This window comes from Dyadobacter sp. OTU695, assembly GCF_038440355.1.
GTDB lineage: Bacteria > Bacteroidota > Bacteroidia > Cytophagales > Spirosomataceae > Dyadobacter.
In genome coordinates this window covers 55683-73589 of the sequence record NZ_JASATN010000002.1, presented here as the reverse complement: position 1 = coordinate 73589, position 17907 = coordinate 55683, and the positions used below count along the sequence as shown (strand labels likewise).

Here is a 17907-nt window from a genome sequence, read left to right as displayed (position 1 = left end):
TGCTTGTTATTTTTTCTTTGCGGCCTTGGTGGTATCGGCCTTGTTTGCTTTATAACGTTTATCGGGCGTACCGTCTTTTTTGAGATGCTTGTTTTCTTTGTAACGTTTATCGGGTGTACCGTCCTTTTTCAATTTCGCTTCCGTCTTCTGCTTTTCTGCGGTAGTCTGCGCAAAAATCGGTGTCGCCACCGCCATCAGGGCCAGCAACATCCATGCTTTCAGGTTCTTCATAGTTGATAAAAATTAATGTGAACGATAATTTAAGGAGAGCTAAGTTACAATTCCAGAGGGAAATGTAATGGAATGGAGCCTTCGAAGAATCGAATTTAATGGTAGTTTAATGCTACTACAAGCTGTTGCCTTTTCAAAAGCGATGCGTATCAAGAAGAATGTTAAACGCTAAACATTCTTTCAAATGAAAAATCAAAAGCTTGTCGTTAAGAATCAGGAAATTGGCATATTGAGTCGAGAAAACAGCGACTATATTTCACTGACCGACATTGCCCGACAGAAGGACAGAGCACCGGGCCTAGTCATTGCAAACTGGATGCGTAACAGGTTTACCATTGAGTTCAATGGTCTGTGGGAGCAACTGCACAATCCCGCTTTTAACATACTCGAATTCGAGAATGTTAAAAGTGAATCCGGAAGTAACAGCTATGTGCTAACCTCCAAACATTGGATTGAAAAACCAATGCGATCGGTATCATATCGAAATCAGGAAGACATTACGGTGGAACATTCGCGCATCGCGACATCGCTTTCGAATTTGCCTCGTGGATTTCACCGGCTTTCAAGCTCTATCTGATCAAGGAATTCCAGCGGTTAAAAGACGAGGAAAACAAGCGCTTGGAGCTTGACTGGGATCTAAGGCGCAGTCTGGCAAAGATCAATTACACCATCCAGACCGACGCCATCAAGGAAAATCTGATCCCCAAGGAGCTCGATCCGGTCGCCATCAGTAAAATCTACGCCGGGGAAGCCGACATATTAAACCTGGCATTGTTTGGCATGACTGCACGTGATTGGAATAATAAAAATCCTAACCTCGGCAACTTGCGCGATTCCGCAACACTGGAACAGCTGGTGGTGCTGTCGAATCTGGAGAGTATTAATGCAATGCTGATTGGGTAGGGGCGACTTGCCGACGAAAGAATTATCGAGCTAAATAGAATCGCGATTATTCAGATGAAGTCCCTGGTCGCTAATCAATCATTACAAAAAGCCGCACTTTTACTAGATCAATCAAAGTGATAACTATTACTTTTGCATAAATGAAATTTATACAGCATTCAAAATGAATATCCAGCAACTGGAATATATCGTCGCCGTCGACAATCACCGTCATTTCATACAAGCCGCCGAGCACTGCAATGTGACCCAGCCTACTCTTTCTATGATGATAAGAAAACTCGAAGAGGAGCTTTCTGTGAAAATTTTCGATAGGACCAAGCAGCCCATCGTCCCAACCAGCATCGGGCGCGAGATCATCGATCAGGCGAAAACGATTCTGCGCGAAACCTCCCGCATCAATGAGATCGCCAAGCATTTTAACGGCGACTTGTCGGGAGAGCTGCACGTGGGCGTTATACCCACCATAGCGCCCTATTTACTACCACATTTTGTAAACCCGTTTATTTCAAACTTTCCGGATATCAAGCTCCACGTCTCAGAAATGATCACCGACCGGATCATTACCGAACTTAAAATGGGGAACATCGACGTTGGCATTATCGCATCGGTTTCTGAGGAAAACAGTTTGCAGGAAATTCCGCTGTACAAGGAGCGGTTTTACGCTTATGTCTCTGAAAAAACGGATCTGTATTCCAAACAATACATCCTGCCAACGGACATTGAACCGAACGAGCTCTGGCTGTTGGAAGAAGGCCACTGTTTCCGCACGCAGATCCAAAGACTTTGCGAGTTGAGCCGCAGCAGCCAGTTCGGCAGCAGTTTCAGCTACCGGTCGGGGAGTATCGAAACGCTGATCCGCATGGTCGAACGAAACGGCGGCATTACCATCCTGCCCGAAATGGCTATCATGGAGCTCTCCGAAGAACGGCAGAAACACATCCGCCATTTCCGCTTCCCCGAACCCGCTCGGGAAGTTTGTCTCGTCGTAAATCGGGAACAAATGAAAGCCCGGCTGATAGACGCATTGCGAACCGGAATCACCGCGAACCTGCCGGAGGGGATACTCAACAAGGAAGAGGAAGTGCGGGTGCTGTGATGTAGGATGGCATTGGGGAGGGCTTACAAAAGGAAGCCTCCCCAAACGAGTCCATCGAACAGCCGTACAGGGTGCCTGCCGATGACAAACGATTCGGTAATGCTTAGGTTTTTTGCCAGCGGTTCGGTGCCCTTAAAATCAGACTCCGTTGCCGTTTCTTTTACTTCGAAGCATTATTATTTTACAAGTACACTATCAAAATAGTAATACTATTTTACAACTGCGCTTTAAGAATAGTTAACCTACCCTTCCAGCCCGGCCTCTCAGATACTCTTCCATTTGACCCAGGCCCAACGCATTAAAGGTCATATCCTTCGTCAAGCCACCCTTTCGTGCATTCGCTACGCCATAATGCATATCCAGATAACCTTCCATTGCATGGGCGTCCGGATTGATGCTGAGCATAACGCCCTTTTCCATACAGTAGGCGATCCAGCGCCAGTCGAGGTCGAGGCGCCAGGGGGAGGCGTTGATCTCGATGACGACGCCATTGGCCGCACAGGCATCAATGATAACCTGGTGATCGATCGGGTAACCTTCGCGGGAAAGGAGCAGGCGGCCGGTCGGGTGGCCCAAAATGGTTGTATAGGGATTTTCAATCGCTTTCAGCAAGCGTGCAGTGGCTTTTTCCAATGTCATCGTCAGATTGCTGTGAACCGAGGCAACGATGTAGTCGAATGACGCCAGCACATCTGTTGGGTAATCAAGCGAGCCGTCGCCGAGGATGTCCGATTCTATACCTTTGAGGATTTTAAAGGGCTTTGCAGGATTTTCGACAGCAAATCGCGCATTGAGTCTTGCTATTTCTTCATGCTGACGGATCACATCTTCAACCTTTAGTCCCTGCGCATAAGTGGCAGTTTGTGAGTGGTCGGCGATGCCCAGGTATTCGAAGCCCAGCTCCCGGCAGTAAAGCGCCATCTGTTCGAGGGTGTGCTGGCCGTCGGAATAGGTGCTGTGATTGTGCAAAATACCTTTGAGATCATCCCATGTGACCAACTGATCGGGCGTGCGTGTTTCTGCCCAGGCGAGCTCCCCTGCCCCCTCGCGCATTTCCGGAACGATGTATGGCAGGCCGGCCTTTTCATAAATAGCCTGTTCGGTGTCGACGGTTTCATAATAGGCATGCCGCCAGATGGTACCGCCGGAAACCCCTGCCAATCCAAGGTGGTCCTCGCCGGCGGTTTCAAGAAAAAGCTCGTTCACCAAACGCTTAGGTTTTACAGCCACGATTTCAATCGCCACTGCCACGTCCTGCACATGCCCCCGCCATACAAACGGCGATGAGATCTTTTCGTCCTGCACCAGCAACTCTATTTCGCCGATAGTATTTTGCAAAAGCGCCGGAGAATCGGTTCCAACAAGAATACGGATCGTTTCTACGACCTCCGATTTCCTTCTTATTTCACCGGCTGCTTCTACCTGGTCAAATGTCTTTTTCAATTCAGCGACGATCAATTGCGCAACGGCCTCGGCTTTGTCCATGCGCAGTTTCCCGGCCTGATCTTTCAAGAATGCCAGCGAATCCAGGATTTTCTGCTGGGTATTCGCCCCGAAACCTTTCACTTTGGCGACCGTGCCATTCAGACAGGCCAGTTCCAGCTCATGCAGGTTATCAATACCCAGCTCCTGCCATAGGACAGCGATTTTCTTCGGACCAATGCCTTTGATATTGAACATTTCCATCACGCCCAGCGGGGTGTTGGAAATCAGCTCTTCCAACTCGGGGAATGTGCCGGTTTTTGCGATCTGCACAATTTTTGTGGCGGTACTTTTCCCTACCCCCTGTAATTTGGTCAGCTCCTGCTCGGTCATGAATTGCAGTTCGCTTTCCTTGTATTTATCCAGGTAAAAAGCAGCTACGGAATATCCTTTGATTTTGAAAGGGTCAGCATTGTGCAGTTCCAGCAGCTTGGCCGTTAGTTCGAGGACTTCTACGATTTCAGAATTACTCATGGGGATCGGGATTGATGAATTCATTGCGAATTACGAAGTATGGATCAGCATTTGCAAATTACGCGCCTTTGCCCGAGTCTGTCAGAGAGTAAATATTCCAGAAAAAAATATTTATAGTGATAATCGCCGTACCGATAGCCAGTACGACGGCCCTTGAAGTAATATCCAACAACCATTTAACACTCTGACCATTTCTTAGACCAATGAATGTAGATCAATTGAAAAGTTACCGCGAAGAAATCCGCCAGCATTTGACCAACGAGCTCCTGCCTTTTTGGGAAAATCGTTGTGTGGACAAGGAAAATGGCGGTTTTATTACCCACTTCGATAATGCCGGCAACGATTCGGGCGAGGATGAAAAGTCTCTGATCGCTCAGACACGCACGGTTTATACCTTCTCCTCCGCCCACCGGGCAGGTTATGGGGACGGCCGTTACGCCGACATTGCCCGGCATGGGGTGGATTTTCTGATCAACAAAATGTGGGACAATGAATATGGCGGCTTTTACTGGCTAATGGACCGCAAAGGCAACGTCAAAATAGACGAAAAGATAGTCTACGGGCATAGTTTTGCAATTTACAGTCTTGCCGAATACACATTGGCCACGGGCGATCCGCGCGGTTTGGAATATGCAGAAAAGGTTTTCGATTTATTGCAAAAACACGGTGCCGATACTTACTATGGCGGCTATTTCGAAATGTTCCACCGCAACTGGGACCTCAAAGGGCCAGGCGCTGCAGGCGGTGACCGCAAGACGCTCGACGCGCATATGCACCTTATGGAGGCATTCACGACATTGTATGAAGCGTCGGGCAAGCAGGTCCATCGCCGCAAACTCGTTGAGATTATCCGCCTGCTGATCAACAAGATCATGCACCCGCAATACAGGACCGGCATCCCGCAGTTCTGGGAAGACTGGACCGTTGCACCGCAGATCAAATTCGACATTATCTGGGGCTGGGACCGTTTCACCGAGGACGGGCTGAAAAGTGCTGCTGAGGACAACACCAGCTATGGCCACAATGTAGAGTTCGCGTGGTTGCTCATGCATGCGCTCGACATCGCGGGCATCCCTTACGACGAGTACCACGACCAACTCAGAGCGTCCTACGACCACGCCGTGGAACACGGGATCGACTGGGAATTCGGGGGCGTGTACGTGGAAGGATCACATGCGGGCGAGGTGTACGACCGGGAGAAGGAGTTCTGGCAGCAGGCTGAGGTGATCATCGGCATGCTCGATGCTTACCGGGTGTATGGCAACGAAAAGTACCTGAAAGCATATGACGCCACCCATCGTTTTGTATTTGATAAAATGATCCATCATTCGGTAGGCGAATGGCTCCCGCTGCTGACGCGTCAGGGCGAGCCTATCTGGAAGCACATGAGCCACTCATGGAAGGTCAACTATCACTCGGTGCGATCGATGGTGCAGGGCGTCGTGCGTTTGAATAAGCTGATTGGATAATGTCTGTCAGGAGCGGACCGGGCGGCCGGGCGGTCGAAGACGTGCCGTATGGACTGTCTTCGACTTCGCTCAGACTGACATCTATCGCGGCTCACTAGCGACGCTTTTGGGACGTTCCGTGTAATTTTTTGCTCATTGATTACTGTAAAACACGCGCCCAGGGCCGGTTTTCATGTTGGAATGGTTCTTTAAATTGATAATGCAGAAAGCGTCGCAAGGCGTCATTACCAAACTAAAAACCACACAATCATGAGTGCATTCACACAACAAGTCAAAGGAAACTGGAACGAACTTAAAGGAAAGTTCAAGCAACAATACGCTGACTTGACCGATGACGACCTGCTTTATGAAGAAGGAAAAGAAGACGAACTTCTTGGAAAAATTCAGAAGAGGATCGGCAAGACCAGAGAAGAAGTGGAAAGTGAAGTGGAAAGCTGGTCACGTTAGATCTTAGAACAGGTCGATATAAGCCCCGGAATCAATGGTTCCGGGGCTTTTTTTGTAGTAACCGGTCTGCCGGAGGTGCTTTTAACGCTATATTACCTCCATAATCCTAAATCCGCCTTTGAAATGAATCCAAATGAAATACCCGTCGGCATCGTGGGCCTTGGTTTAATGGGTTGCAGCATTGTAACGTGTTTACTGATCGCTGGTCACCCGGTGGCCGCCGTTGCCCCTATTTCCGCCGATCTCGATCATGCCGAACGCCGCATCCGCGAACATTTGCAAAACGCCTGGGAAAACGGCATTATCGATAACGAACCTGAATTTTATCTTCGGAGACTGATCATTACCGAAGACTATTCGGTGCTTTATCCCTGCAAGCTCGTGAACGAGTGTACCATTGAGAATATCGATATCAAGAACGTGGTGTACCAAAAGATCGAAAAGGAGATTTCGGCCGATGCATTGCTTACCAGCAATACTTCGGCTATCCCGATAAGCCAGCTTCAAAAACTGACGCAACATCCCTCACGTTTTCTGGGCTTGCATTGGACCGAGCCCGCGCATACAACCCGCTTTCTGGAAATCATTTGCGGAGATGACTCCGATATTAAAAACGGCGAATACCTTTATGAACTCTCACACCTGTGGGGTAAAGAACCTATTCTGGTCAGAAAGGACATTGCCGGCTTTATCACCAACCGCCTGATGTACGCCATGTACCGCGAGGCCATCAGTCTGGTAGAGAACGGTTACGCAACCATCGAGGACGTCGACCGCTCCTGCCGGAACAATGCGGGCTATTTCATGACGCTCGTGGGCGTTTTCCGCTGGATGGACCTCACCGGCGTTCCCGCTTACCATACTGTGATGAAAAACCTGCTTCCTACGCTTAATAACAGCACGGAAGTACCCGAGCTGATCGACAAAGTCGTACGCGAAGATGGAAAGGGCATTCTCAACTCACATGGTTTTTACAAATACGAACCCGGCGAAGCGGAGATTTGGGAAGAAACTTTCAAAGAATTCACCTACGACATTCGCGAGCTGGCGTTAAAATATCCGGGAGATATTGTCAAACGGCGGCTGGCCGAGAAGCGTAAAACGAACGAAGAGGAAGAAGTGTAACAACTATTTTGGAGGAAACTTCTTGTAAATATCGCCCCGTGACTGGATTGTGATGATCGTGACGATCTTGATCATTCCGTTTTCATATTTTAGGCCAATGCGATACCCGCCTACCCTTATCCGATAATATGCCTTTTTCCCCTGGCCTTGAATTATGGTACAATCGGGCACATGCGAGATCTCCGTTGCACCCGCAATACTTTTCAACACACTGTCAACCTGCCTTTGAACAAATACAGGACATTTTTTCAATTCCTTTATAAAGGATTTTTCCAGGATCAGTTCCATCCCATTTCTTTACGGAATTGCTCATAAGTAACAGTATCTCCCTTGTCTCGCTCTCTGATAATTTCCAACAAAAAGAAATCTTCAAGCTCCTGGTTATTAATTACTGAGAGAACACGCTCCATCTCTTCCAGCGACCAGTTGCCCCGTTTCTTTTTTTGAGAAAAGTTGGATGCAGGTATGCCGACCCTATCAGCTATGTAAGCATTTTTGTAACCGGATTGGTCGATCAATGCGCCAAGACGCTGTCTTAGTTCTTTGTAATCTTCGATGATCCCAAGCATGTTATTCGTTTTATTACCACATAAAATTAGCAAAATAACAAATAAAAATCAACCCAACAGCTAAGCTAAGCGACAGTCAGATCATCGACACTGATATGCCGGGCGTTGATCAGCCACGGATTTGTGAACTGTGCGTGCGGGGACCGGGAGAGCAATAGTATTATGACAATGGTTTTTGTAACGCTTGAAACATTTTGATAAAAAAAGGCCAAAAACCCGATCATTTTAATGCAAATGATGGTTCTTCTAAAAAGTCTTGACTAGTTTTGAATACCCTTTGGCAGCTGTTCCTAAACCGGAAAACGATATTTTTTCAGTAAATCTACTCCCATGAACGACTTCATAGCCGCCAGATCCCAAATGGCCCTTTCGCTGGGGTTTCACATCATATTTTCCTGTATCGGAATGGTCATGCCGTTCTTTATGGCCGTCGCCCATTACTACTATCTCAAAACCGGTCAGACCGTTTATAAAAACGTTACGAAAGCTTGGAGCAAAGGTGTTGCCATCTTCTTCGCAACCGGCGCGGTGTCGGGCACGGTACTATCGTTCGAGCTCGGGCTTTTATGGCCGGAGTTTATGAAACATGCCGGACCGATTTTCGGAATGCCGTTTTCCCTCGAAGGAACGGCATTTTTTATTGAGGCGATCGCCTTGGGCTTCTTTCTGTATGGTTGGGACCGGTTCAATCCGTGGTTTCACTGGTTCACGGGTGTGGTCGTAGGTGTGAGCGGGCTGGCGTCGGGGATACTCGTTGTCGCGGCCAACGCGTGGATGAACAGCCCGGCGGGTTTTGAATATATCAATGGGCAATACCTTAATATAGATCCCATTGCGGCCATGTTCAACAAGGCATGGTTCTCACAGGCGTTACACATGACGATCGCCGCCTTTGCCGCAACCGGCTTTGCAGTCGCGGGTGTACATGCACTCATGATCCTGCGGGGGAGCAATGTCCCTTTTCATTCCAAGTCCTTTACCATCGCGGCGGTGTTCGGCTGCGTGGCGGCGCTGGTGCAACCGCTGAGCGGCGATATTTCCGCCAAGGATGTCGCCATTCGCCAACCAGCCAAGCTGGCGGCCATGGAGGCCCATTTTCATACCGAAAAATCGGCTCCCCTGATTGTGGGTGGTATCCCGAATGAAGCAGAAAAAAAGGTCGACTTCGCGATCGAACTGCCCGGCTTTCTGAGTTTTCTGGCGCACGGTGATTTCAAATCCGAGGTAACCGGCCTCGACCGCATTCCCAAAGAAAACCACCCGCCTGTTGCCATTACCCATTATGCATTCCAGGTCATGGTCGGTATGGGCATGGCAATGATGGCCATTTCCGTGCTCTATTTTGCAGCATTTTGGAAAAAGCGGGAATGGCTGCGGGCGCCATGGCTTATGAAACTGTTTGCCATAGCAACGCCGCTGGGTTTTATCGCCGTCGAAGCCGGCTGGACCGTCACCGAAGTGGGCCGCCAGCCCTGGATCATTTACGGCGTCATGCGGACCGCCGACGCCGTCACCCCCATGCCCGGCATTGCCTACTCCTTCTACCTGTTCACCGCCATCTACGTTTCCCTGGCCGCATTTGTAGTTTTCATGCTCTACCGGCAGATTAAGATGGTTGGGAAATTGTACGACTTGCAATGAGTTTAGGAATTGTGAATGACTGAATAAAGGTCAGGTATGGTCAGAAATAGTCAGGTGTGGTCAAGAGTAGTCAAGATCAGGTTAAACACAACACTGACCATACTTGACCCTGCATTCACTCATTCCCCGTTCCACGGCGGCTCATTCAATCATTCCCCGTTCCACGGCGAATCATTCAATCATTCAATCATTCAAAATTAAACAATGCTCTACATCGTCATCACATACCTCTGGGCGTCGATTTTGCTTTATCTCCTGCTGGGCGGGGCGGATTTTGGTGCGGGGATCATCGAGCTCTTCACTTCGCAGAAAAACAAGCAGGTTACCCGTAAAACGCTCTATTCAGCCATCGGGCCAATCTGGGAAGCCAATCACATGTGGCTGATCATCGCCATTGTTATCCTTTTTGTTGGCTTTCCGGTAATTTACTCGACCATGTCGGTGAACATGCACATCCCGCTCACGGTCATGCTGATCGGCATTATCGCGCGTGGTACGGCGTTCACCTTCCGGCATTATGATGCGGTCGTGGACGATATGCAGCATCTTTACAATACCATTTTCGCTATTTCCAGCTTTACTACCCCGCTTTTTCTGGGAATCATCGCGGGAAGTGCTGTGTCGGGTCGTATTAATCCACAGGCCGGTTCATTCGCAGATGCATATATTTTCAGCTGGCTGCATTGGTTCGCCATTACCGTCGGGTTATTTACGGTGTCGATATGCGGGTTTCTGGCCTCGGTTTACCTGATTGGCGAAACCAATGTCGAGCACGAGCGGCTCCGGTTTGCGCACAAGGCACAGTTTTTCAATATTGCCGCAGTCGCGTGTGGCGCGCTGGTTTTTGCGGCAGCCTGGTTCGAACATATCCCGCTGTTCGACTGGGTGTTTGGTAACTGGATCGGGCGCATTGCCATCCTTTCGGCAACGCTTTCGCTGGTATGGATGTGGACGCTGCTTTATCAGGGAAAAATTGGTCTTCTCAGGCCGCTGGCTGGTTTTCAGGTGACTATGATCCTCCTGACGACGACTTTCAAACATTTCCCGAACATTATCATCCTGAAAGACGGCGGCTATTTATCCCTCACCGAGCATGCGGGGCACGAGAAAACGATCGAGGCCCTGGGCTGGGCATTACTTTTAGGCAGCATTCTCATATTGCCAGCGCTTTTTTACCTGATTTACAGCTTTCAGAAGAAGCCCTTGGCTTACGGAAGCGAATCGCATTAACATAGCAGGTCGGGCAGTAAGCAAAAGGGGATCCGGTATGCTCCCTTCCTTTCAATAGCCGTTTGGTACCATACGGACATTGGAATGAGTTGGGTTGTGCCCGCTATCATACTTTGTGAAAAAAATTGCAGCCGGGTTAGCTGCTATTTACAAGGGATTTTAACACTATACCCACTAGGATAAAAGCGCTGATCATCGACGACGAGCCAAGGGCCCGTAATGTTTTGCACCAGTTTATCATCAGTTTCGCGCCCGAGATTTCAGAGGTACGGACTGCCGCATCGGTAGAGGAAGCCAAAGGCGTGCTGGAATTCTACCAGCCCGACCTGGTTTTCCTCGACGTGGAAATGCCCCATCAGAACGGGTTTGACTTTTTGCAACTGCCCAACAATCCCGACTTCGATGTCATTTTTACGACCGCCCATAACCAGTATGCCATCCAGGCAATCCGGTTCAATGCGCTGGACTACCTGTTGAAACCTATTAATCCCGATGAGCTGCGGGCGGCGGTGAAACGGCATTTCACGAAAAGCGAGAGTTTCCGGCAGCGCAAAATGCTTTTCGAAAATCTCGCGGTAAATATCGACAAACGGGACGTCAAGGATTTCAGGCTGGCGGTGCCTTCCAGCGAGGGTGTTTTCTTTTTATGATACATGAAATTCTTCGCCTGGAAGCCGACCGGAACTACACGATCATTCACCTGATTAATAAACGACCGTTCATCGCCAGCAAAACGCTGAAACATTTTGAGGACATGCTGGCCAAATTCCGTTTTATCCGGACGCATAAGTCACACCTGGTCAATCTGGACCATATTATCCGGATCAGTAACAACAACGAGTTCATCATCCTTTCGGGCGGCTCGCGTATAGAGGTCTCGCGCAGGAAAAAGGACGAGGTCCAGCGGCAACTGAATATCTGAAAGCAGGCGTTTACAAAACAATGTACTGGAATATTTATGGGACAAAGAAGTATTTCCCCTTAAAAAAATATAATTCCTTTGCATTGTTTTGTTTTACTTTACAGCCGTTCCTGCATTTACTAACATTCAACCTTTATGACCGATCGTAAGACGCGGCTGGCTGTCATCCTTATCACGTCACTGTTTTTCCTTTGGGGCTTTGCCCTTAATCTCAACCCAATCCTGATCCCGCATTTAAAGAAAGCCTGCCAGCTCAGCGACTTTCAATCAGCGCTGATCGATTCCGCTTCCTACATCGCTTACTTCCTGGTAGCATTACCTGCCGGGCTTTTTATGAAAAAGTACGGCTACAAAGCCGGTATCGCTTTCGGATTGCTACTTTTTGCCACCGGATCGTTTCTGTTTTATCCTGCGGCCGAAATGCGGCATTTCGGGTTCTTTCTGTTTGCATTGTTTGTGATCGCAAGCGGGCTTACCATGCTTGAAACAGCGGCTAATCCTTACATCACCGTCCTGGGCGACGCCGATTCGGCGACGCAACGCCTGAATTTTGCCCAATCCTTCAATGGCCTTGCAGCATTCCTGGCACCGTTAATGGGCGGGAAATTCATTCTTTCGGGCAAAACACTTAGCGGAGCAGAACAACAGGCAATGTCGCCTGACCAACTCAATGCCTACCTGAATGAGGAAGCATCCTCGGTTCAAGTCCCGTTTATTTTGATCGGTCTGGTCGTATTGCTGGTCGCCGTGATGATCTGGCGGACCTCGCTGCCTGAAATCAAGGAAGAAGAGGAAGTAGAACAAAAACCAAGTGGCTCGATCTGGGGCGAAAAGAACCTGATTCTTGGAACCACAGCACAATTCTTTTACGTAGGTGCGCAGGTGTGTATCAGTAGTTTCTTCATCCGCTTTGCTGATCATGTGGCGGGTATTGATGAAAAAACGGCAGCCTACCTGCTTTCCGGCGCATTGCTTGCATTCATGATCGGGCGATTTATCGGTACCTATCTGATGCGTTTTGTAGCGCCACCACGTTTGCTGGCCATTTACAGCGTCGCCAACATCGTATTGCTGATCATCGCGGTGCTTACCGATGGCATGTTCTCTGTTTATGCATTGGTGGGTGTCGAATTCTTCATGTCGATCATGTTCCCGACCATATTCGCTTTGAGTATCCGCGGCTTGGGCGAAAAGACTAAAATTGGCTCTTCGCTTGTGATTATGTCGATTGTCGGTGGTGCTTTTTTCCCGGTAATTATGGGTCAGGTGTCCGATATTTCGTCCATTCAAACGGCTTACATAGTTCCTGCGGTATGTTTCCTCGTAGTACTGTACTTCGCCATACGCAACAGTTCGGTAAAGAGTGTTACCCTGAGCACTTCACATTAATAGTTAAGTAATTCATTTACAAGTTTTCTATATTAATACTAATGGATTTAAAGCTTCAAAATAAGGTGGTCATCGTGACCGGCGGGGCCAAAGGCATTGGCGAGGGCATCGTGCATGTGCTCGCATCAGAGGGCGCTATACCCGTGATCGTGGGCAGAAACGCAGGTGACAACCAGAAAGTAGTCGACGCGCTGGCGGCCGAAGGTAAAGAGTCCTTCCAGGTACCAGCCGAGCTTACCCGCCCGGAAGAATCGGAAAAGGCGGTGAAAGCAGTGCTCGAAAAATACGGCCGGATTGACGGTTTAGTCAATAATGCAGGAGTGAATGATGGTGTAGGGCTCGAAAACGGCAGTTATGACGGCTTTATCGCATCGCTGCACAAGAATGTGGTACATTACTATCTGATGGCACACTACGCATTGCCTGCATTGAAGGCTTCCAAGGGTTCTATAGTTAATATCAGTTCCAAAACGGCCGATACCGGCCAGGGTGGAACATCGGCATATGCCGCTTCCAATGGCGGGCGCAATGCATTGACGCGTGAATGGGCGGTCGAACTGCTGAAATACGGCATCCGGGTGAACTCGGTGATCGTAGCCGAATGCTGGACGCCACTTTATGAAAAATGGATCGAAACCTTACCTAATCCAAAGGAGAAGCTGGCCTCGATTACGGCGAACATTCCCTTGGAAAACCGCATGACAACCGCAGAAGAAATTGCCAATATGACGATTTTCCTGCTTTCAGAAAAATCCAGCCACACGACCGGGCAGCTCATTTATGTCGATGGCGGCTACGTCCACCTCGACCGTGCGCTGGCCAATTCCTGATAACCTTCCATGGAAATACTCGTTTGCACCACACCCGGCTCGTTTTCTTATGAACAGGCCGAAGCTCCGGTAGCCACACCGGGACATAGCATTTTGAAAATCAGAAGAATAGGTATTTGCGGAACGGATTTACACGCCTTCGAGGGAACCCAGCCTTTCTTTAATTATCCGAGAATCCTCGGTCATGAACTGGCCGGCGAGATTGTCGAGACCGACGCGCCGGGTTTTGTAAAGGGCGAGGCTGTCACATTCGTACCCTATTTCAACTGCGGCAAATGTGTTGCCTGCCGCAATGGCAAGCCCAATTGCTGCACCAGCCTGAAAGTATCGGGTGTACATATCGACGGCGGAATGGTGGAATACCTTTCTGTTCCCTCCTACTCGCTCGTACACGGCGACGGCCTGACCTTTGATGAGCTCGCGCTCGTGGAGCCGCTCGCGATAGGGGCGCATGGCGTACACCGCGCGGACGTGCGAAAGGACGAGTTTGTACTCGTGGTAGGCGCCGGCCCCATCGGACTAGGGACAATGGAATTTGCTCGTATTGCCGGCGGAAAGGTGATCGCGCTGGATATCAACGACCAGCGCCTTGCATTCTGCCGAGATCGCATCGGAGTGGAGTATACGATCAATGGCCTGACCGAGAACGTCACCGAACGCCTGGCAGAGATCACCAACGGGGATATGCCAACCGCGATCATCGATGCGACCGGTAATCTACGCGCCATCAATACCGCATTCGCTTACCTTGCGCATGGCGGCAAATATGTACTTGTAGGCCTGCAAAAAGGGGAAATCGCATTCAGCCATCCTGAATTCCACAAACGCGAAGCGACATTGATGAGTAGCCGCAATGCCACCAGGGCGGATTTTGAGCATGTGATCCACAGCATGAAAAACGGCTTGGTTGACCCAAAAACCTACATTACCCACCGCGTAGCATTCGGGCAAGTGAAAGATGAATTCGAAAGCTGGCTCGACCCGGCCAACGGGGTGATCAAGGCCATGGTTGAAGTGGGTTAGCATTTTATCGGACGTTTTTAATGTAATGGTCAGATGTGGTCAGGGATTGTCAGGTTTGGCCATGGGGTGTTCGATACAGTCAGGTTTGGTCTGGGATTCTTAGTTGGTTTTTTTATAGTTGAAAACGGCCCAGCTATTTAGTACCAGCGCCATTAATGATACTATTCCAACATGCGGCAGCACATCTTTGAAGCTGCTGCCTTTGAGCATCACCATTCGCATGACCTCAATCATATAACGTACCGGATTGACGCGCGTGATCAGTTTTGCCCACTCGGGCATGCTGTCGATCGACGTGAACAGGCCACCCAGCAGTATGAACAGCATCATAAAAAAGAACATGATGAACATGGCCTGCTGCTGGGTGTCACAAAACGTCGAGACAAGCAAGCCGAATCCTAAAACTGCCAGCAAGTAGACGGAAATAAAGGCGTAAAGCGTTAGCAAACTGCCTACCGGCACGATTCCGTAAACAAAGCGCGCTACCAAAAGGCCGATCGTAAAAACGATATTGGCCAGCACCCAAAAAGGGATCAATTTACCTAAGATAAAAATGTGCTTTTTAATGGGCGTGACGTTGATCTGCTCGATGGTGCCTATTTCCTTTTCCCGCACAATATTCAACGCCGACAAAAAGCCGCCGACCATCGTTACCAGGATCGCCAGAATGCCCGGGACGATAAAAACCTTATAGTTCAAAACCGGGTTGAACCAGTTGGAAGCCACCACCTCGATCACCGGAAACTGGCTGAACCTCGGCGGCGTGACCAGCTGCATCCGGATATCCGCATTGAAATCTCCGATAATACTGCCAAGGTACGACCCTCCCAGACTGGCCTTGGTACCATTAATCGCGTTCACCGCAATAAACAACTTCTCATGGTCTTCGCGGATCAGGTTTCTCTCAAAATTATGTGGAATTTCAAGGATCAGATCGGCTTTATCGGACTCAATCAGGCCGAATGCTTCCTTGAATGAGGGATTATAACCCGCAAGCCGAAAGTAGCCTGATGCCACAATTTTAGAAATCAGCCTCTGCGAATAGGGCGATTTATCATGATCAACCACTGACAGATTGATGTTCCTGACCTCGTAATCGGCCGCGAGCGGCATGAGTATCAGCTGCACCATCGGCATGAAAAAGATCATCGCCACAATGGATTTGTCCCTGAAAATCTGCCGGAGTTCTTTGCGTAACAAAAATCGTAATGTCCTCATTGCAAACGGATTTTAAAACTTCTCAAACTTACCAGCAGCAGAAACCCGGTCATGCCGAGCAAAATCAGCGTTTCCTTCCAAAGCGCAGTCAATCCTAACCCTTTGATCATGATCGATTTGACGACAATATAAAACCATTTGGAAGGGACAATGTTGGAGATAATCTGCAACGGCACAGGCATATTCTCGATCGGAAACAGAAACCCGCTGAACATCATCGTCGGAAGCAGCATGCCCATCAGTGAAATCAGCATCGCGATCTGCTGGGATTCGGTTTTAATGGATATAAAAATGCCCAGCGCCAGGCAAGTGATAATAAACAATGTACTTTCCGCAAACAGCAGCGGTACACTCCCTTTCACCGGTAAATCGAGCACGAAAACGCTCAGCAGCAAGATTGCCGTCACATTCACGAGCGATAAAGCCAGGTAAGGAAATGCTTTGGCAAAAATTACCAGCACCGGCTTGAATGGCGACACCAGCAGGACCTCCATCGTTCCGGTTTCCTTCTCGCGTACGATAGAAATGGCCGTCATCATCACCGAAACCAGCAGCAGCACCAGCGCCATCACCCCCGGCACGAAACCGTGCGCACCTTTGAGCTGCGGATTATAGAGCATTCGGACCTCAGGCGTAATGCGATAAGGGATTTCCAGGTTCTGGTTGATCTGATTTTGATAATCGACGATGATCGATGTCAGATAATTAGTGATCATACTGGCCGTATTCACATCGCTGGCATCAGTAATCACCTGTATTTGAGCCTTGTTATGATGCAGCAGGTCCTCATTAAAATTCGCCGGAAACACGACCACCGCCTTGATTTTCCCCTTTTGAAACGCGCCCAGTATTTCCCGATGGCTTAATGCCGCCTGCCGGATGTTGAAGTACCGGCTGGAACCGATCTTGGTAAGCAGTTCCTGAGAGGCATTGTCTTTGGCATAATCTACAACCAGGATTTCGGAATCCTTCACCTCGTTGGTCAATGCAAAACCGAAGATCAATATCTGTGCAATAGGCATTCCAAAGAGAATCAGCAGCGTGCGGCGGTCGCGTAGCACGTGGTAAAATTCCTTTCTGACAAACGCGAGAAACTGTTTCATGGCTAATCCCCTCTTTTGGCGCCGCGCGCGAGTTGGTAGAACACTTCGTCCATCGATCGTGCATGAAAGCTGTTTTTCAGGTTCATGGGCGTATCAAGGACCTCCATCCTGCCGTCCACCATGATGGATATACGGTTGCAATACTCGGCCTCATCCATATAATGCGTGGTCACGAAAACAGTAATGCCGCTATCGGCAGCCTGGTAGATCATATCCCAGAATTGCCGCCGTGTCACCGGGTCTACTCCCCCGGTAGGCTCGTCGAGAAACACAATTTTGGGCTCATGCAGCACCGCTACCGAAAACGAGAGCTTCTGTTTCCAGCCCAGCGGCAACGACGCGACCAGCTTGTTGGCCTCGGATTTTAACCCCAGGGCATGGAGCATTTCATCGGTTTTCGATTTAATGCGTTCGTCGGAAAGACCGTAAATGCCTCCGAAAAATTCGATGTTTTCCCTCACCGTCAGATTTTCATAAAGCGAAAACTTCTGGCTCATGTACCCGATGTTCTTTTTGATCTGCTCGGTTTGCGTGTAGACATCATACCCCGCGATGGTTGCCTTGCCCGAACTGGGCGACGAAAGGCCGCATAGCATACGCATGGCGGTTGTTTTGCCGGCACCGTTCGCGCCGAGGAACCCGAAAATCTCGCCTCTGTGCACATGGAATGTAATTTCGTTGGTAGCTATAAAGTCCCCGAACCGCTTGGTAAGCTTCTCGCAGACTATCACTTTGTCGTCCTGCATCATGGCTGT

19 protein-coding genes are annotated in these 17907 nt (G+C 49.2%); 13 read left to right on the top strand and 6 right to left on the bottom strand.

The genetic code is table 11. The annotated features are described in order from the left end of the window. Window positions 1-6: 6 nt before the first annotated feature. Window positions 7-231 carry a hypothetical protein gene (locus AAHB90_RS06110; RefSeq protein ID WP_342084057.1) on the bottom strand — a complete coding sequence of 75 codons (225 nt, stop codon included), beginning with the start codon at window positions 229-231 and terminating at the stop codon, window positions 7-9. A gap of 184 nt (window positions 232-415) precedes the next feature. On the opposite strand from AAHB90_RS06110, the gene AAHB90_RS32750 reads away from it, so the two are divergent. The 3 genes from AAHB90_RS32750 to AAHB90_RS06100 all read left to right on the top strand — a co-directional run bounded on the left by AAHB90_RS32750 (window position 416) and on the right by AAHB90_RS06100 (window position 2230). After that, window positions 416-808 carry a KilA-N domain-containing protein gene (locus AAHB90_RS32750; RefSeq protein WP_446717880.1) on the top strand — a complete coding sequence of 131 codons (393 nt, stop codon included), beginning with the start codon at window positions 416-418 and terminating at the stop codon, window positions 806-808. Continuing rightward, window positions 700-1134 carry a KilA-N domain-containing protein gene (locus tag AAHB90_RS32745; RefSeq protein ID WP_446717885.1) on the top strand — a complete coding sequence of 145 codons (435 nt, stop codon included), beginning with the start codon at window positions 700-702 and terminating at the stop codon, window positions 1132-1134. Before AAHB90_RS32750 ends, AAHB90_RS32745 begins: the two co-directional genes overlap by 109 nt. Window positions 1135-1297: 163 nt before the next feature. Then, window positions 1298-2230: a hydrogen peroxide-inducible genes activator gene (locus tag AAHB90_RS06100; protein WP_342084056.1), complete on the top strand. Its 933-nt coding sequence runs from the start codon at window positions 1298-1300 to the stop codon at window positions 2228-2230. A 237-nt stretch (window positions 2231-2467) separates the two neighbouring features. On the opposite strand, the gene AAHB90_RS06095 is transcribed toward AAHB90_RS06100, so the two are convergent. Continuing rightward, window positions 2468-4186 (bottom strand): helix-hairpin-helix domain-containing protein, encoded by a 1719-nt coding sequence (locus AAHB90_RS06095; RefSeq protein WP_342084055.1) that lies wholly within the window; start codon window positions 4184-4186, stop codon window positions 2468-2470. 203 nt (window positions 4187-4389) lie between these two features. Between AAHB90_RS06095 and AAHB90_RS06090 the strand changes: the two genes are divergently transcribed. The 3 genes from AAHB90_RS06090 to AAHB90_RS06080 all read left to right on the top strand — a co-directional run bounded on the left by AAHB90_RS06090 (window position 4390) and on the right by AAHB90_RS06080 (window position 7227). Continuing rightward, the gene (locus tag AAHB90_RS06090; protein WP_342084054.1) at window positions 4390-5655 is read left to right on the top strand and encodes an AGE family epimerase/isomerase; all 1266 of its coding nucleotides are present in this window, start codon (window positions 4390-4392) and stop codon (window positions 5653-5655) included. Window positions 5656-5904: 249 nt separating this feature from the next. After that, window positions 5905-6102 (top strand): CsbD family protein, encoded by a 198-nt coding sequence (locus AAHB90_RS06085; protein ID WP_342084053.1) that lies wholly within the window; start codon window positions 5905-5907, stop codon window positions 6100-6102. A gap of 123 nt (window positions 6103-6225) precedes the next feature. Further along, the gene (locus tag AAHB90_RS06080) at window positions 6226-7227 is read left to right on the top strand and encodes a 3-hydroxyacyl-CoA dehydrogenase family protein (protein WP_342084052.1); all 1002 of its coding nucleotides are present in this window, start codon (window positions 6226-6228) and stop codon (window positions 7225-7227) included. 278 nt (window positions 7228-7505) lie between these two features. On the opposite strand, the gene AAHB90_RS06075 is transcribed toward AAHB90_RS06080, so the two are convergent. After that, window positions 7506-7796 carry a hypothetical protein gene (locus AAHB90_RS06075; RefSeq protein ID WP_342084051.1) on the bottom strand — a complete coding sequence of 97 codons (291 nt, stop codon included), beginning with the start codon at window positions 7794-7796 and terminating at the stop codon, window positions 7506-7508. A gap of 330 nt (window positions 7797-8126) precedes the next feature. Between AAHB90_RS06075 and AAHB90_RS06070 the strand changes: the two genes are divergently transcribed. The 7 genes from AAHB90_RS06070 to AAHB90_RS06040 all read left to right on the top strand — a co-directional run bounded on the left by AAHB90_RS06070 (window position 8127) and on the right by AAHB90_RS06040 (window position 14831). Next, on the top strand, window positions 8127-9437 hold the full coding sequence (locus AAHB90_RS06070; protein WP_342084050.1) for a cytochrome ubiquinol oxidase subunit I: 1311 nt from the start codon (window positions 8127-8129) through the stop codon (window positions 9435-9437). Window positions 9438-9641: 204 nt separating this feature from the next. After that, on the top strand, window positions 9642-10667 hold the full coding sequence (locus tag AAHB90_RS06065) for a cytochrome d ubiquinol oxidase subunit II (protein WP_342084049.1): 1026 nt from the start codon (window positions 9642-9644) through the stop codon (window positions 10665-10667). Window positions 10668-10891: 224 nt separating this feature from the next. After that, window positions 10892-11317 (top strand): LytR/AlgR family response regulator transcription factor, encoded by a 426-nt coding sequence (locus AAHB90_RS06060; RefSeq protein WP_342084048.1) that lies wholly within the window; start codon window positions 10892-10894, stop codon window positions 11315-11317. Then, entirely contained in the window at window positions 11314-11589 is a 276-nt protein-coding gene (locus AAHB90_RS06055; protein WP_342084047.1) for a LytR/AlgR family response regulator transcription factor, read from the top strand. Before AAHB90_RS06060 ends, AAHB90_RS06055 begins: the two co-directional genes overlap by 4 nt. 135 nt (window positions 11590-11724) lie before the next feature. Continuing rightward, window positions 11725-12978 (top strand): L-fucose:H+ symporter permease, encoded by a 1254-nt coding sequence (gene fucP, locus AAHB90_RS06050; protein WP_342084046.1) that lies wholly within the window; start codon window positions 11725-11727, stop codon window positions 12976-12978. Between the two features lie 41 nt (window positions 12979-13019). Continuing rightward, window positions 13020-13808, top strand: a complete 789-nt coding sequence (locus AAHB90_RS06045) for an SDR family oxidoreductase (RefSeq protein WP_342084045.1) — start codon at window positions 13020-13022, stop codon at window positions 13806-13808. Between the two features lie 9 nt (window positions 13809-13817). After that, window positions 13818-14831 carry a zinc-binding alcohol dehydrogenase family protein gene (locus AAHB90_RS06040; protein ID WP_342084044.1) on the top strand — a complete coding sequence of 338 codons (1014 nt, stop codon included), beginning with the start codon at window positions 13818-13820 and terminating at the stop codon, window positions 14829-14831. 99 nt (window positions 14832-14930) lie between these two features. On the opposite strand, the gene AAHB90_RS06035 is transcribed toward AAHB90_RS06040, so the two are convergent. Genes AAHB90_RS06035 through AAHB90_RS06025 form a run of 3 tightly spaced genes read right to left on the bottom strand, consistent with a single transcriptional unit; the run spans window position 14931 to window position 17901 of the window. Further along, window positions 14931-16049: an ABC transporter permease gene (locus AAHB90_RS06035; RefSeq protein WP_342084043.1), complete on the bottom strand. Its 1119-nt coding sequence runs from the start codon at window positions 16047-16049 to the stop codon at window positions 14931-14933. Then, the gene (locus AAHB90_RS06030; RefSeq protein WP_342084042.1) at window positions 16046-17152 is read right to left on the bottom strand and encodes an ABC transporter permease; all 1107 of its coding nucleotides are present in this window, start codon (window positions 17150-17152) and stop codon (window positions 16046-16048) included. The genes AAHB90_RS06035 and AAHB90_RS06030 overlap by 4 nt, the downstream gene beginning before the upstream one ends. Window positions 17153-17154: 2 nt before the next feature. Beyond that, window positions 17155-17901, bottom strand: a complete 747-nt coding sequence (locus AAHB90_RS06025) for an ABC transporter ATP-binding protein (protein WP_342084041.1) — start codon at window positions 17899-17901, stop codon at window positions 17155-17157. Between the last annotated feature and the right edge of the window lie 6 nt (window positions 17902-17907).